This is a genomic window from Okeania sp. SIO2C9 (assembly GCF_010672455.1).
GTDB lineage: Bacteria > Cyanobacteriota > Cyanobacteriia > Cyanobacteriales > Microcoleaceae > Okeania.
On record NZ_JAAHGO010000093.1, the window covers coordinates 15,495 to 30,126 of the forward strand.

The following is a 14,632-nucleotide window of genomic DNA, read 5'->3' on the forward strand; positions in this document are numbered from 1 at the left end:
AATAAATTTCTGGGTTGCACAGCAGAAGTGATATCACATCCGGTACCATTGGTGTAATAAGATGTCGTAGGGGCGAATGGCCATTCGCCCTCTACAGAAGGTGCGGAGGGAAGAGAATAAAGATTTGGCAATAGTTGAAGATGGAACATTTTTTTATACCTAATTAAGTGGATTTGATACAAGTAGGTAGATATAATTAAACGTAAAAAAAATAATCTTAACTTATTCTGAAGTAGCTCAACTACTTTTGACTTTTGACTTAATAAATGACTTTTGACTTAATAAAATATAGGGCATGAATAAACAAAATCCTACCCCTAATATTCCCCCCTATACCTGGAATCGTCCCATTGGTCTCAATTGGGACAACCCTTACACAGTGCGCTATAGTAGTAACCTTGATGATGGACCTTGGCACGGAATGCCTCTTGGTGGTTTCGGTGCAGGTGCGATCGGTCGCTCTCCACGGGGCGATTTTAATCTTTGGCATCTCGACGGTGGCGAACACATTTATCAAAATTTAGCTGCCTGTCAATTTAGCGTTTTTGAAGAAACAAAAGGCCACAAACAAGCTTATGCTTTATGTACCGAACCACCATCTGATGGCAGTCTCTCAACTTGGCAGTGGTATCCAAAACAAAAAGCAGAGTTACATACTGGCACTTATCATGCTCTTTATCCCCGTAGTTGGTTTGTCTATGAAAATGTATTTACCGCACAATTAAGCTGCGAACAATTTTCCCCAATTTGGGCAGGTAATTATCAAGAGACCAGTTACCCTGTTGCCATCTTTGAATGGGTCGCTCACAACCCCACCGATGAACCCATCACTCTGAGTATTATGTTCACTTGGCAAAATATGATCGGTTGGTTTACCAATTCTGTGAAAACACCACAAGTACGAGTTAGAGATGATGGTAGTCCAGTTTATGAATACAAACCACGGTGGGGAGAGAGTACAGACAACTTTAATTTATTAGTAGAAGATTTCCATCGTATCGGTTGCACAATGACGCAGTTGAGCATTGCCGATCGCCCCGCAGAAGGAGAAGGTCAAATGGCGATCGGAACTTTTACGAATGCTGCTGTAGAAGTTAATTATCATACACGCTGGAATCCTGCGGGGAATGGGGAGGAAGTCTGGCGCTACTTTGCAATGGATGGCACACTCATAGATGAATACAATGAACTACCTGCAACAGAGGGAGAGCAAATTGGGGTAGCTATATCTGTTCGTTTTACTCTCAGACCGGGGAAAACTCGCAAAATTCCTTTTTTCTTAGCTTGGGATTTACCTTTAACTGAATTTAGTGCTGGAGTTTCATATTATCGCCGTTATACAGATTTTTATGGTCGCAATGGGAAAAATGCCTGGTCGATAATTCGTACTGCGATGAAACATTATCAAACTTGGCGCGAGAAAATTGAGACTTGGCAAAACCCGATTTTGCAACGGGAAGATTTGCCTGGTTGCTTTAAGATGGCTTTGTTTAACGAACTTTACGACTTCACCAGTGGGGGGACTCTCTGGAGTGCTGCTGACGATCGCGACCCTAAAGGTCAGTTTGCTGTACTGGAATGTTTGGATTATCGTTGGTATGAGAGTTTGGATGTAAGATTATATGGTTCTTTTGCTCTGTTGATGTTGTGGCCGGATTTGGAAAAGTCGGTGTTGCTAGCTTTTGCACGGGCGATTTCAACTGCGGATGATACACCGAGAATTATTGGTTACAATCAAGCATCGGCAGTTAGAAAAAAAGCTGGAGCAACTCCCCATGATTTGGGGGCACCCAATGAGCATCCTTGGGAAAAGACTAATTATACGAGTTATCAGGACTGCAATCAATGGAAGGATTTGTCTAGTGATTTTGTGTTGCAGGTTTATCGGGATTTTCTGTTGACTGGTGCAGATGATTACGAGTTTCTCTGGGAATGTTGGTCTGCTGTGGTGGAGACACTAGCATATCTTAAGGCTTTTGACAAGGATAATGATGGTATTCCTGAAAATGAGGGAGCGCCAGACCAAACTTTTGATGATTGGCAGTTGCGGGGAGTGAGCGCTTATTGTGGAGGGTTATGGTTAGCTGCTTTGGAAGGGGCGATCGCTATGGGGAAAGTTTTAATTGAGCATCCGAGAGAGATTCCTTATTATCCACCTCAAGGTTTTCAGTCTGAAGTCGATAAAAATTCTGTGGATGCTATTAATAATCAAATTTCTGTTTATCAAAGTTGGTTAGAAAAAGGATTAGTTGTTTATCAAGAAAAGTTATGGAATGGGGAATTTTATCGTTTGGATAGTGATAGTAATTCGGAAGTGGTAATGGCAGATCAATTATGCGGTCAATTTTATGCTAGGTTATTAAATTTGCCGGATATTGTACCTAATGAATGTGCTTTTTCTGCTTTGAATACTGTCTATAATTCTTGTTTTAAAAAGTTTCATAATGGCAAGTTTGGAGCAGTTAATGGAGTATTACCTGATGGTTCTCCAGAAAATCCTGATGCTACCCATCCATTAGAAGTTTGGACGGGAATTAATTTTGGTTTAGCTGCTTTTATGGTGCAAATGGGAATGAAGGATAAAGCTTTGGAAATAACTGAAGCAGTGGTGCGGCAAATTTATGAAAATGGTCTACAATTTCGCACCCCAGAAGCTATTACCGCTGATGGAACTTTTCGAGCTAGTCATTATCTCAGAGCAATGGCAATTTGGGCGATTTATTTAGAAATCAGGAGTCAGGAGTCGTAGGGGCGATTCGCGAATCGCCCGTACAGGAGTCAGGAGGGAAGAAAGAAGGAGTAAAGAATAAAGAGGAGGAAAAAGAGAAAGTTTTTTTATAACTAATTATCTGGACATGATATAACCTGATTGCTATATAATAATTATGAAAAAGAATACCATCCCTTGATATTTTTAATACCAATTACCCAAAGTAATGCTATACTTAAGCAGCACTTCAATTATTAAGTAATTAACACTAGCCTTATTATCTTTTTGATAATTATTAGCTAGTTATAATTAATTATTATTATGTTTACTTCCCCTCCTGGGAGCAGTCGGGGTGGGTTACCTCCCTGTAGGGACGTTGCATGCAACGTCCCTACCTATTCCCCCTCCCAGCAGGGGGAGTCAGGAGTCAGGAGGAGAGAGAATTACAAAGATGAGTGTAGTTATGACGATTGGAGAATTTTTTTATGTTCAATAAAACGGATTTGATATAACTTCTTTCTTCCTTCTTCCCTTTTCCTTCTTCCTTCTTCCTTCTTCCTTCTTCCCTCTTCCTTCTTAAAATTATGAAAATAGTTACTTGGAACGTCAATTCAATTAGAACTCGTCAACAACAAGTTATAGAATGGTTACAAACAAATCCTGTTGATATTCTCTGCTTACAAGAAACCAAAGTTATTGACCAAGATTTTCCGCGATCGCCTTTTGAAGAATTAGGCTATCATACTTATATTTCTGGTCAAAAATCTTATAATGGTGTAGCAATTTTTAGTCTTTCCCCAATGCAAGATGTTAGTAGTGGATTTGCACCTATTTTAGGTGAAGATAAAGTGGGAGATTTTGACATACAAAAACGGTTAATTACTGGGGTAGTAAATGATGTCCGTATTCTGAATCTTTACGTTCCTAATGGTGCTAGTGTCGGTAGTGAAAAATATGACTATAAACTTCATTGGTTGAAACTTTTGCAAGAATATATCAAGATTGTTCTTGACAAATCACCAAACTTGTGCATATGTGGAGATTTTAATATTGTCCCAGAAGACCGAGATATTCATGACCCAGAAGGTTGTAAAAATTCTGTGGGATTATCCGATGCAGAACGCCAAGCTTTACAAGAAATTCTCAAATTGGGATTAGTAGATGCTTTTCGCCAGTTTACCAGCGAAGGAGGTCACTACAGTTGGTGGGACTATAGAGCAGCAGGTTTTCGCCGTAACCGTGGTTGGCGTATTGACCATCATTATCTGAGTTTGCCCCTTTCTCAAAAAGCCACAAGTTGTATAATTGACAAGTCTCCAAGACAATTACCAAAACCTAGCGACCATACACCAGTTATTGTGGAATTTTAAAGGAAGGAAGAAGGAAGAAGGGAAGATTGAAGTAATAATTAGGTAATTATAGAAACCATTTACTATCTTTAGTTAAGACTAAATATAATGTGCCCCCTCCGAGGGAGCTACGCTAACATATAATTACTTATTTTTGTTTGTAGTTGGGCTTTAGCCCAAGCAATACTTATATGAGGGCTAAAGCCCAACTACGAGCCTGATTATAACTTTTCTATCAAACATAATATAAGTTTTTTATTTGATAATTTTTTCAATTGAACTATTAATAACCAACAAAAAATAATTATGTTTTTAGTAACAGGAGCAACCGGAGACTTAGGGCAAAGAATAATCAGAATATTGAGAGAAAGAGAAATATTAGTCCGCGCTTTTGCCAGACTAAATTCTTCTTATTCTGAATTAGAAAATCGTGGAGCTGAAATCTTCATAGGCGACTTAAAAATAGACAAGGATATTGAAAAAGCTTGTCAAGGAATTGAATATATTATTAGTGCCCATGGTGGTGCGGGTGATGTTCAAGCAATTGACTATCGAGCTAATATTGAACTAATAGATTCTGCGGTGAAAGTTGGTGTTAAACATTTTGTATTTATCTCTGTTTTAGGAGCAGAAAGAGGATATGAAGATTCACCTACTTTTAAGGCAAAAAGAGAGGTAGAAAAATATCTCAAAGCGAGTGGTTTGAATTATACTATTTTGCAACCTTCTGGTTTTGCTTCTAATTTATTACCACTGGCAGAAAGATTTAAAGATACAGGAATTTATCTACTTATTGGAGATGACAAAAATCGCACTTCAATAGTTAGTACAGATGATTTGGCAAAAATTTCTGTGGATTCTGTTTCTGTACAATCTGCTTGTAATCAAATTTTGCCTGTAGGTGGACCAGAAATTATTTCTAGAGGAGAAATTTCTCAGATATTTAGTAAAGTTTTTAACCGGGAACCGATAGTTATTAATCCACCTTTATTTGTATTTGATGGATTACGAAATACTGTGGGATTGTTTAATTCTGAGTTACAAAAAAGTCTAGGTACTTTAAGAGTATTATTGGCAAATGAATTTTTCTGCACTCCAGAAGAAATTGAGAATTTAGAGAGAATATTTGAGATGAAAATGGAATCTGTAGAAAGTTTTATTCGCCGAAAAATGGGAGTTTCAAGAATTTAGAATTTAGAATTTAGAATTTAGAATTACCTCTTTATTTCTCCATGAATGGAGAGACTTTAGTAAGCATTTAGCCGTTTGCCCTAGATATATTGGTTTTACGTAAGCCCTGAAAATATTAACAATAAAAAATAGCGATGGTTCTGCATTGTAATTATTTTTGGCTTTGTTGCACAACAGTGGGAGCATCTTGCTCCCGTACTCGCTCTAAACATTGATTGTTCCTATCTAACATTACTATGCAGAACTACCAATACAGCAGATTCCACCAAGGGTGAGGTACACCCCTCGCGGGCAAGATGCCCGCACTTGCATTCATTTAAAAAGGTTGCAGAGTAACTTTATGTTGCGGACTTTCCCAATAATTTCTTCCCTCTTCATTTTCTGGCGAACCCATCATAAAAGTACCACCAGGAATAGCCACCATTTTCAACATCACACCATTACCCAAATCTTCAGTGAAAAATGTTGCTTTGTGGTAATGACGATTAATTTCTTCCCCTTTTATATTTACAGTTATTACGTCAAATTTTTCCGAGTAAAAGTTAAAAACATCAGGAGGCATTTCAGGCCAAATCTTCTTCAAAGCTTCAATAGATATTGCCGTTCCCTCCTTTCCTTCCTCTTCATTTTTCCCCTCCATGTGAGTAGTTATGCCCACAACAAAACCTGTTCCTAAATCTACAACAGGTGCCCCACTATAACCTTTTTGCAATTTACCAGCTTCTATTTTTAGCTTCCCAATAGCAACTTCTTCTCCCACATTTTTGATAATCTGGAAAGCCTTTTCTTCAGCAGCTTCAACCATCATTATTCCTTTGATTGTTTTGCGACGACGCACCTTATTTTCACCCCAAAGAAAATAACCAGGAATTGAAATTTTTAAACTTATTTCTGGCTCTTCAGGTAAAATCATTAATCCTAAAGGAAGAACAGACAAAAGTTCTTTGACTCGCAAAACTGCCAAATCAAAACCCTGAGTATCTCCTATTGCCACAACTTCTGCGGAAATATTATTTACCAATACATTTTCTTTTCCACCTACATCCTCAACAACATGAGCGCAAGTCAGCAAATAAGTATAATTTTCTTGTTGATAAAAAGCAAACCCAGTACCAATAACATTTCCTTTTATAGAGTTATCACTAGCACTGGTAATTAAAACAATAGATTTTTATAACTGTCCGTTCATTCTTTTATTCTTTAGTAATATAAAGATTAGCTTTCCCCTGAAAATTAATACCAAATTTTGCCTCATTCTACTAGCTCGCCTAGCTTGAAAATGTGGGTAAATTTTAGAAAATATAGACCTCTCCCCCCTTTCCAAGGCTGGGGGGGATTTTAGCCTTGGGTTTTACTCACAATTTTAGTTTAGACGAGCTACTGCCTTTAAATCTTACTACTAGACCGAAACAGTTAATTTACTCAGTTATTATTGGTGTGGGGGGCGAATTTATCTCATCATTTGTCACCCCATTTATTTAACGTGGAACCCAGCCCTAATACTAGACCAAAACTAGACCGAAACAGTTAATTTGCTCAGTTATTATTGGTGCGGGGGGGCGAGTTTATCTCATCATTTGTAAACCCCATTTATTTAACGTCGAACCCGACCCTAATACTAGACCGGAACAGTTAATTTGCTCAGTTATTATTGGTGCGGGGGGGCGAGTTTATCTCATCATTTGTAAACCCCATTAATTTAACGTTGAACCCGACCCTAATACTAGACCGGAACAGTTAATTTGCTCAGTTATTATTGGTGCGGGGGGGCGAGTTTATCTCATCATTTGTAAACCCATCAATTTAACGTTGAACCCGACCCTAATACTAGACCGGAACAGTTAATTTGCTCAGTTATTATTGGTGCGGGGGGGCGAGTTTATCTCATCATTTGTAAACCCCATTTATTTAACGTCGAACCCGACCCTAATACTAGACCGGAACAGTTAATTTGCTCAGTTATTATTGGTGCGGGGGGGGGAGTTTATCTAATCATTTGTCACCCCCATTAATTTAACGTGGAACCCGACCCTAATACTAAACCGAAACAGTTAATTTGCTCAGTTATTATTGGTCGGGGGCAGGTTTATCTAAATCATTTTTCACCCCATTAATTTAACGTTGAACCCAGACCCTAATACTAGACCGGAACAGTTAATTTGCTCAGTTATTATTGGTGCGGGGGCGGGTTTATCTAATCATTTGTCACCCCCATTAATTTAACGTAGAACCCCCCCTACTATTGCAAAATTTTAGGTGGTCACGCCACTACTTTACTTCTGCCTTCTTCCTTCCTCCTTCTAAAATGTAATATTCAACTAGAGATAAAATAAGCAGTAACAAATTTTGATATTATTTAGATATCTCAAGTAGTTATTCAAAATTCAAAAAATGGAAAAACCTACAGATAATCAATATCCAATTAACGAGTTACTAAAACAACGTTGGAGTTCTCTAGCTTTTACTGACAAAATGGTTTCCTCAGAAGTATTACTTTCACTTCTAGAAGCAGCAAGATGGTCTCCTTCCTGTTTCAATGAACAACCTTGGAGTTTCATTGTTGCCACTAAAGAAAACCCTACTGAATATGACCGTCTTTTGAGTTGTATTGTAGAAGGAAATCAACCTTGGGCAAGTCTTGCTCCTGTATTAATGTTATCCGTTGCTAAACTTTCTTTTGACAGAAATAATAATCCAAATAGACACGCTCTTCACGATGTAGGTTTAGCAGTTGCCAGCTTAACTTTTCAAGCAACAGAAATAGGTTTGAGAGTTCATCAAATGGGAGGTTTTCATGTTGATAAAGCACGGGAATTATATAAAATTTCAGCAGAATATGAACCAGTAGCAGCTATAGCTATTGGTTATCCAGGAGAACCCGATATTTTGCCTGAGTCTTTACGAGAGAGAGAACTTTCTCCCCGCAGTCGTAAACCTATAAATTCTTTTGTATTTACAGGAGAATTTGGTCAGACTGCTTCATTTATTTAGTTTTTCAAGAAGCGATCGGTATTTGGCAATAGTCAGGACTTACCCACGGACACTAAATCGAGTTAGGACATTGTACCATTTCTCTGTAACAATGCGCTTAATAATTATTGCTCAGACCTGATTAAACTGACTATTCTCATCGTAAGCATTCAGCTATAGCATTCAGTGGTCAGCTTTTCCTGTAAAATGCACTCAAGTTCAGCTTTTTAATTAAGGAATTGCTCTTTGAACTTCTACTACATTTTTAACTCATAAATTGAAGCACTAGAACTAGAAGTCTGAGTTATTAATATAAGCAATTTTGTAGTAGGAAATATATTAGATATGACTTAAAGCTGATAGCTGATAGCTGACTGCTGAATGCTTACTTCTCATCTTTATATTAAGTGCAACTTCATGGAGAAATGGTATTAGCGGAGCTTTGCGGAACGCAAATGCCATTCGCCACTACATATTGCGTTTTCAAGGTGTGCCAGTCTACTACAAGATGAGTTATACCAATTTCATAAAATATTGCTACAGTCTCAACACAGTCAACAGGCAACAGCTCCGGAAAGCAACAGGGAAAGAAAAACTGGATAAAAAAGGGGGAAAAATGCTTAACTTTGAAATTTGATGGATATATACAATTTTTAATTGTAGCAATAAATCACAAATTAAGATGTAACTACCTTTTTTGAATTTGGTATTACTAAAATCAATCAATTATTTTCTCCTACTCCCTACTCCCTGCTTCTTTTATCAAAAAAATTGACCCAAATGATATAGCAGTTTACAACAATTTTGTAGAAATTGTAAATTATATCATGTTCGGATAATCAGTTACAATAAAATTTAAGGACTGATAGTACCGACAGTACAAAAGAAATACTGAAATTATCAATACTATTCTCCAATATTTCCTATGTATTCCTCCTTTCTTCCCTCCTGACTCCTGACTCGGTCCTCCTGACTCCTCACAACAGTTATTTATAAGTATTTAACCGAACATGATATTACAGGAAGGCAGGATTGTTAGAGAAATTTGAGGAAGAGTGTTTCAATAATGAATAATTAATAATGAATAATTAATAATTACCTCTCCTTGAAAAGAAGAGGATTGACAAAGAGATGAAAATTTTTATTTATTATCCCCTTAAAAGGGGAGGCGCATACCCACAATTTTTCGGTAAAGGAAGGTGGAAAAAAAAATTAGTGGCAGGGTAGAGGCGACTACTAGGTATTGTTCTTGGGAGTAGTGTGAATTTGGGGGGGGGAATGTTTTCGCTGATTATATTAGCACTATCGACTCACCCTATCTCATCCCATCATCGTCACCCCATTTGCTGTAATGAATACATGGGTAGCATCTACTGAGAATCAAAAGTCAAAAGTCAAAAGTAAGATTTTAAACATTTCAAACCTCAACCGAGAGGTTTCAAGGAACTATTCTTCCAAATACCTCCTCTATAATTCCTATTTATCTTGACTCCTGACTCCTGACTCCTACCAAGAAACTTTTTCAGCGAACCCTATTTAAGTCTTTTTTCCTATATAGAAAACATAGCCATAAAACTCTTTATATTTATCATACAATTCAGCTTCATGCCGCTGGTTTTCTACAAGCTCTTCAGCAGTTTTATTCCCTACATATTTTTGCAAAAATTTCTCCTGTGCAGAAACTTGTGGAGCATAAAAATGTTCAGTCCAACAATTTTCAGGCAACACAAAAGTAGCAATTGGAATATATCCAGCTTTTTGCATTTGTGCCACTTTATTTGAAATAGTATCTATTTCCGGATATTCATTATTCCAAAATTCATCAATTTCCCCAGGTCGCTCTTCAGTGAACCAAGATACTTCTGAAACTGCAAGAAAAGCTCCTTTCTTCAAAAATTTATGCCATTCATTTATACCTCGTTCAAATCCAATATTATAGATTGCTCCTTCTGACCAGATTAAGTCTAATTCTTCATTCTGAAAAGGAAGGTTATCCATTGAACCAACAATGCCATTTACTCTATTCTGAAGATTCAGTTTCTGACTATTAATATTGAATAAATCTATAAAGGTGGGAAATAGATCGATGGCTGTAATATGTCCTGATGTATGATTAGCTATTACCATTGTCTGACCACCAGTTCCACAACCTATATCAGCAATTTTTGATTCATTTGTCAGATTATCAATAAAGCTTAAAGCTTTAATAGTTACTTCAGGACTTCCTGGTCCTTGTCGTTCTATGAGCGAATAATATTCGCAGATTAATCTCAAATCAAACTCATGAATGGATTTATTTTCATCACTCATGTTTTTTCCTTATTTTCTCTCAAAGTTTTGTCTTTTTTAGGTATTGGAAAAGTTTGTCTGAAAACCATTGTTAAGTATTTCATAAATATTCTTTAAATTGTCTTTCGGCAGATTATAAAACCCTTTATTTTATAGCTATTCTGGATTATATCTGTAGAAAGCCCACAAACCTGGTCTTGTGCTTTGCGCTTCTATTTTTAACCAATCTGGACTTTTTTCAGGGGAGGCAAGTATTTTAAATTGGGGTCGCAGATTTTTTTCTGAAGAGCCACAATACAAAAACAATTTTCCCTGACTTGAATGACTTTCTAGATAATTCCTTAGCTCTTCTAATGTTCCTACGTTAGGAAAACGTAGTACTTTGCTATTTGCATAAAAGGGAATATGTGGTTTTCTAGCAACTATAGTTGATCCACTGATATTCAAACTTTTGATTTTTGGTACTGCCTCTTCCAAATGTTTGATGTTAGATAGTGTTCTTGAGGCAGAAGAGTATGAAGAATGTAATGATACTAAACAGCAAAACACGCAAAATACTATCAAAATTCTTCTTGCTTTAGGTCTTTGAGCTAGTGGAATAAGGAATCTGAACGCCTCCACACGGAATGGTGGTAGTGCTGAATTTACGAAGTCGGCATTCAAGTGGAAAGATGGTCAAGTCTATTTAGCTAAATGTTTATCACCGTTACCTATTAGATGGAGTAGACAACTACCACCAGATTGTGTGCCAACAACAATAACAGTTAAACTTGACCCCTGTGGTAGATGGTCTATATCTTTGAGAGTCAACGACACTAGAAATTTAAAGCTGAACCCAGTAACCAAACAAGTTGGTATTGACGCGCGGAATTACCAGTTTAGTTACTACCAGTGATGGAGAAAAATTTGCTAACCCTAAGAATCTAAATAAATTACACAAAAAACTGAGATTAGCTCAAAAGTCTCTATCTAGAAAAACGAAGGGATCTAATAACTATCAAAAGGCTAGGCTGAAAGTAGCTAGGATACACGCACGAATTAAAGATTCAAGGCTTGATTATACCCATAAGCTAACTACTCAATTAATCGCCCGAAAATCAAACTGTTGTAGTTGAGGACTTGGCAGTAAAAAACATGGTCAAAAAGCGGTGCGACCCCGCGACGACGCCAGCTCGCTTGCGGAACGCGCACCAAGAGACCATAAATTAGCCAGAGCAATAAGTGATGCCAACTGGTCCGAATTAGTCAGGCAATTAGAATACAAAGCTGAATGGTATGGACGGGAATTAATCAAGATTGATAGATATTTTCCTAGTTCAAAGAGTTGTTCTAATTGTGGTTATGTAGTGGAAAAATTGCCTCTAAATATTAGAGAGTGGGATTGTCCTGAATGTGACAGTCACCATGATAGGGACATAAACGCTGCAATTAACATTTTGCGGATGGGAACCCGCGGGGTGCGTAAGACGCAAGCGGTCAGACCCCGCGTCGCCGTCAGGCGCAAGCGGTCGGAACCCGCGACGACGCTAGTCGCAAGGGAACGCCGACCAAGAGAGGGAATGCTGACCAAGAGAGGGAACGCCCACGCTCGAAGGCTGCGGGAGGAGCAGTGTCAGTCTGTGGAGCGACCATAAGACCGGAAGAGAGTAAATCTCGGAAGGCAGGTGCATTGAAACAGAAAGCCCCTAGTAGTGATGTTAGGGAATCCCGCGCTGTCTCGTAGAGCAGCGTCGGGAGGATGTCAATATCTCTGCTTAAACTTGTAAATCTTAGAAACAAGAGTTGATGCTCCAGGCAGATAAGTTATCAGTAATAAAGGCCAGAGAATAGGTAAACACCATAAAATTTCTCGCACAGCAAATAACCCTTTTCTTGTTGCACCATTGGGTAGTAGAGCATGTATTTCCCGGCGACATTCCTCAAGTGAAATGTGGGGATGAGTTTGGGACAAATTTTGCCATCGCACTTCTAGATCACTATAGCTAAGACGTTTGAGCCAGTCAAAGTAACAAAAGAAGGTCATTAAACGAATATAATAGGGAGACAAACCATCGTAGAGAATCTCCACTTTATTCTGATTTTGGGAAAACTTTTGACAGCGTGAGAAACTATTGATAATTGATGTCCAGGAAATAAAAACTGAATAAATCGCAATGTATTGAAAAAATGGCGCTGCCTGAGCTAAATATATTCCAGTGTGGAAAGCTGTCCCCATAGGAATATAAACCCAGACTAACCTCGGAAAAATTAGCACTAGGAAGAAAGTAACTTCAAATAAAATTGCTACATAGGAAAATATCAAGGCTAATATATATTTTTGACCCAACCATATTCCTAAAGGTCTATCCCATGTTAGTGCATCACTGAGTAAGTAGGTTTGAAGAGTATAGCCATTCAACCATTCTAGTCCTCCAGCTGACAACTTGGCAAATCCTGCACTGAAATATACAAAAGCAAACATCCACCAAAGCAAAATAATTGGCCATCTCGCAAAAATACTTTGCTCTTCTGTAAGATGAAAGGTGTTGACATCCTCCCCGGCCTAAAGGCGCGGGGATTCCTACTAAGCCATAGCTCCTCGGCGGGTTGACGCTTCACAGGGTGCTGCTTCCTTGGCGGTAGTCTAACGCTTCCCTCCACGTCCGTTTATAGTTTCCGAGTGCCCCCCGGCAACTAATAATACCATAGCATATATTCAATTCACTTGCAAATAAAATAAAAAGTCGCCCTACAAGGGCGAGGCTTTAAACCCAATTTTTCGGTAAAATTTTTATTCTTAATATTTAGTTTTATTCTTTCTCCTAGATCGTCAATAGATAAAACCCTACCTGCAGGACTTAAAGCAAGTATTAAAAGTGCTATCATCATTAAAGCATCTGGATGATGCAATCTGCCAAAGGAGTAAACATAAGCTTGGAGAAATAAATTACCTACAGCAAAAACTATCAAACTAAAGTTAGTCTTAAATCCAAATAAAGAAAAAAAGCCAGCAATAATGGTTAACCAAAATAAACTGCTTAAAAACCAATCTGGTGGAGCAGTATTCAAACCAAAGGGCAAACTTAAAAGTTTGACTATCAGTGTAGGATTATATTTTGCACCAGGACGTGTCGCACGCTCAAGTATTGTACCTAAGAAATCATTCTGCAAAATAGTTTGATTTAGTTGAAAAGCAATGATTATGATACGACAGATTGCTAAATTCAGTAGTGGAGTTGGTTTAAACCAGTATGACTCCCAAATTCTCCCAAACTGATTCAAGTTTCTATAAAAATTCATAGATAATATCATGTTATAAATCTCTAAAATTTAACGTATTCTGTTATTTTTTTCTGAGGTTTTATTTCTTCTTTTGAGATAACAAAAGACTGCTTTTCTAGACGTATACCTATCAATTTTTTGTTATATTGTTTTTGATATATATCGACAAATTCATTAATCACTTGATTTTTAACCACTTTATTTTTTTTGCCTCTGATAGCCGGAATATAATATCTTCTAAACCAATAAGGATTTAAATTAGCATCAGGTATTTTGAGGTCTTGATTGGTGATAGAAACTTCACTCAAATCTTCTAAAATTCCAAATATATTTAATTGAGTAACTATAGAACCTGGTTTTTTAGCTCCTTTGTACATAGGGTATGATAAAAAAGGATAAATATAAGGATCGCAAGGCATTTTAAAAAAGCAAAATATTCTCAAAGCAGTTAGAGCTTGAAGAATCAGAAAAGTTACAATGACTAGAGATGCTACTGGGATTGATATTAAACTGGAATTTACTTGAGATTTATTTAACATAATACGTAAGCATTAAGGTGTAGGAGTTGACAAAATCATCCCAATTACTTAGGATTGGAATGAGAGATAATTCGTGAGAATGCGATCGCATTCCTTAGAATGCGATATAGAACCCCTAAGCGTATCTTCATAAATATTAAATTTTTCTAGCTAGGAGACAGGAGACAGGAGACAGGAGACAGGAGGGAAGAGGGAAGAGGGAAGAGGGAAGAGGGAAGATGTGGGGAGAAATAATACAAAAAATTCAACACTCCTTTTCAGATTTTTCCTCACTCATTGATGCGCGAAAAGACTTGGCTACCATAATTATATAGATCTCAAAT

The 14,632-nt window shown here is 37.5% G+C and carries 13 protein-coding genes; 6 read left to right on the forward strand and 7 right to left on the reverse strand.

Going from position 1 to position 14,632, the window contains the following annotated elements:
• Nucleotides 1–295: 295 nt before the first annotated feature.
• The 3 genes from F6K23_RS35260 (at nucleotide 296) to F6K23_RS35270 (ending at nucleotide 5,250) form a co-directional block, all read left to right on the forward strand.
• The gene (locus tag F6K23_RS35260) at nucleotides 296–2,749 is read left to right on the forward strand and encodes a GH116 family glycosyl hydrolase (RefSeq protein ID WP_293165115.1); all 2,454 of its coding nucleotides are present in this window, start codon (nucleotides 296–298) and stop codon (nucleotides 2,747–2,749) included.
• A gap of 545 nt (nucleotides 2,750–3,294) precedes the next feature.
• On the forward strand, nucleotides 3,295–4,080 hold the full coding sequence (xth, locus tag F6K23_RS35265; protein ID WP_293165116.1) for an exodeoxyribonuclease III: 786 nt from the start codon (nucleotides 3,295–3,297) through the stop codon (nucleotides 4,078–4,080).
• Between the two features lie 285 nt (nucleotides 4,081–4,365).
• Nucleotides 4,366–5,250 (forward strand): SDR family oxidoreductase, encoded by an 885-nt coding sequence (locus F6K23_RS35270; protein ID WP_293165117.1) that lies wholly within the window; start codon nucleotides 4,366–4,368, stop codon nucleotides 5,248–5,250.
• 316 nt (nucleotides 5,251–5,566) lie between these two features.
• On the opposite strand, the gene F6K23_RS35275 is transcribed toward F6K23_RS35270, so the two are convergent.
• On the reverse strand, nucleotides 5,567–6,415 hold the full coding sequence (locus F6K23_RS35275; protein WP_367267910.1) for a trypsin-like peptidase domain-containing protein: 849 nt from the start codon (nucleotides 6,413–6,415) through the stop codon (nucleotides 5,567–5,569).
• 1,226 nt (nucleotides 6,416–7,641) lie between these two features.
• Between F6K23_RS35275 and F6K23_RS35280 the strand changes: the two genes are divergently transcribed.
• Nucleotides 7,642–8,241, forward strand: a complete 600-nt coding sequence (locus F6K23_RS35280) for a nitroreductase family protein (protein ID WP_293165118.1) — start codon at nucleotides 7,642–7,644, stop codon at nucleotides 8,239–8,241.
• A gap of 1,515 nt (nucleotides 8,242–9,756) precedes the next feature.
• On the opposite strand, the gene F6K23_RS35285 is transcribed toward F6K23_RS35280, so the two are convergent.
• The 3 genes from F6K23_RS35285 to F6K23_RS43035 all read right to left on the reverse strand — a co-directional run bounded on the left by F6K23_RS35285 (nucleotide 9,757) and on the right by F6K23_RS43035 (nucleotide 11,325).
• Nucleotides 9,757–10,530 (reverse strand): class I SAM-dependent methyltransferase, encoded by a 774-nt coding sequence (locus F6K23_RS35285; RefSeq protein WP_293165119.1) that lies wholly within the window; start codon nucleotides 10,528–10,530, stop codon nucleotides 9,757–9,759.
• 135 nt (nucleotides 10,531–10,665) lie between these two features.
• A complete protein-coding gene (locus F6K23_RS35290) occupies nucleotides 10,666–10,956 on the reverse strand; it encodes a hypothetical protein (RefSeq protein WP_293165120.1) in 291 nt (96 codons plus the stop codon).
• Nucleotides 10,957–11,190: 234 nt separating this feature from the next.
• Nucleotides 11,191–11,325, reverse strand: a complete 135-nt coding sequence (locus F6K23_RS43035) for a hypothetical protein (protein ID WP_375340814.1) — start codon at nucleotides 11,323–11,325, stop codon at nucleotides 11,191–11,193.
• 41 nt (nucleotides 11,326–11,366) lie between these two features.
• Here F6K23_RS43035 and F6K23_RS43040 point away from each other — a divergent pair, with 41 nt between their 5' ends.
• Both F6K23_RS43040 and F6K23_RS43045 read left to right on the forward strand, forming a co-directional pair.
• Complete coding sequence (locus F6K23_RS43040) at nucleotides 11,367–11,624, forward strand: transposase (RefSeq protein ID WP_375340815.1); 258 nt, start codon at nucleotides 11,367–11,369, stop codon at nucleotides 11,622–11,624.
• A 33-nt stretch (nucleotides 11,625–11,657) separates the two neighbouring features.
• Nucleotides 11,658–12,143 carry an RNA-guided endonuclease TnpB family protein gene (locus F6K23_RS43045; protein ID WP_375340816.1) on the forward strand — a complete coding sequence of 162 codons (486 nt, stop codon included), beginning with the start codon at nucleotides 11,658–11,660 and terminating at the stop codon, nucleotides 12,141–12,143.
• 107 nt (nucleotides 12,144–12,250) lie between these two features.
• On the opposite strand, the gene F6K23_RS35300 is transcribed toward F6K23_RS43045, so the two are convergent.
• The 3 genes from F6K23_RS35300 to F6K23_RS35310 all read right to left on the reverse strand — a co-directional run bounded on the left by F6K23_RS35300 (nucleotide 12,251) and on the right by F6K23_RS35310 (nucleotide 14,309).
• Entirely contained in the window at nucleotides 12,251–13,006 is a 756-nt protein-coding gene (locus F6K23_RS35300; RefSeq protein ID WP_375340818.1) for a DCC1-like thiol-disulfide oxidoreductase family protein, read from the reverse strand.
• A 203-nt stretch (nucleotides 13,007–13,209) separates the two neighbouring features.
• Nucleotides 13,210–13,788 carry a hypothetical protein gene (locus tag F6K23_RS35305; RefSeq protein WP_293165123.1) on the reverse strand — a complete coding sequence of 193 codons (579 nt, stop codon included), beginning with the start codon at nucleotides 13,786–13,788 and terminating at the stop codon, nucleotides 13,210–13,212.
• A gap of 23 nt (nucleotides 13,789–13,811) precedes the next feature.
• On the reverse strand, nucleotides 13,812–14,309 hold the full coding sequence (locus F6K23_RS35310; RefSeq protein ID WP_293165124.1) for a hypothetical protein: 498 nt from the start codon (nucleotides 14,307–14,309) through the stop codon (nucleotides 13,812–13,814).
• Nucleotides 14,310–14,632: the final 323 nt, after the last annotated feature.

Coding starts and splice junctions, on each gene's coding strand:
- F6K23_RS35260 (WP_293165115.1), top strand. CDS start 296: ATGAATAAACAAAATCCTACCCCTAATATTCCCCCCTATACCTGGAAT.
- xth (WP_293165116.1), top strand. CDS start 3,295: ATGAAAATAGTTACTTGGAACGTCAATTCAATTAGAACTCGTCAACAA.
- F6K23_RS35270 (WP_293165117.1), top strand. CDS start 4,366: ATGTTTTTAGTAACAGGAGCAACCGGAGACTTAGGGCAAAGAATAATC.
- F6K23_RS35280 (WP_293165118.1), top strand. CDS start 7,642: ATGGAAAAACCTACAGATAATCAATATCCAATTAACGAGTTACTAAAA.
- F6K23_RS35285 (WP_293165119.1), bottom strand. CDS start 10,530: ATGAGTGATGAAAATAAATCCATTCATGAGTTTGATTTGAGATTAATC.
- F6K23_RS35305 (WP_293165123.1), bottom strand. CDS start 13,788: ATGAATTTTTATAGAAACTTGAATCAGTTTGGGAGAATTTGGGAGTCA.
- F6K23_RS35310 (WP_293165124.1), bottom strand. CDS start 14,309: ATGTTAAATAAATCTCAAGTAAATTCCAGTTTAATATCAATCCCAGTA.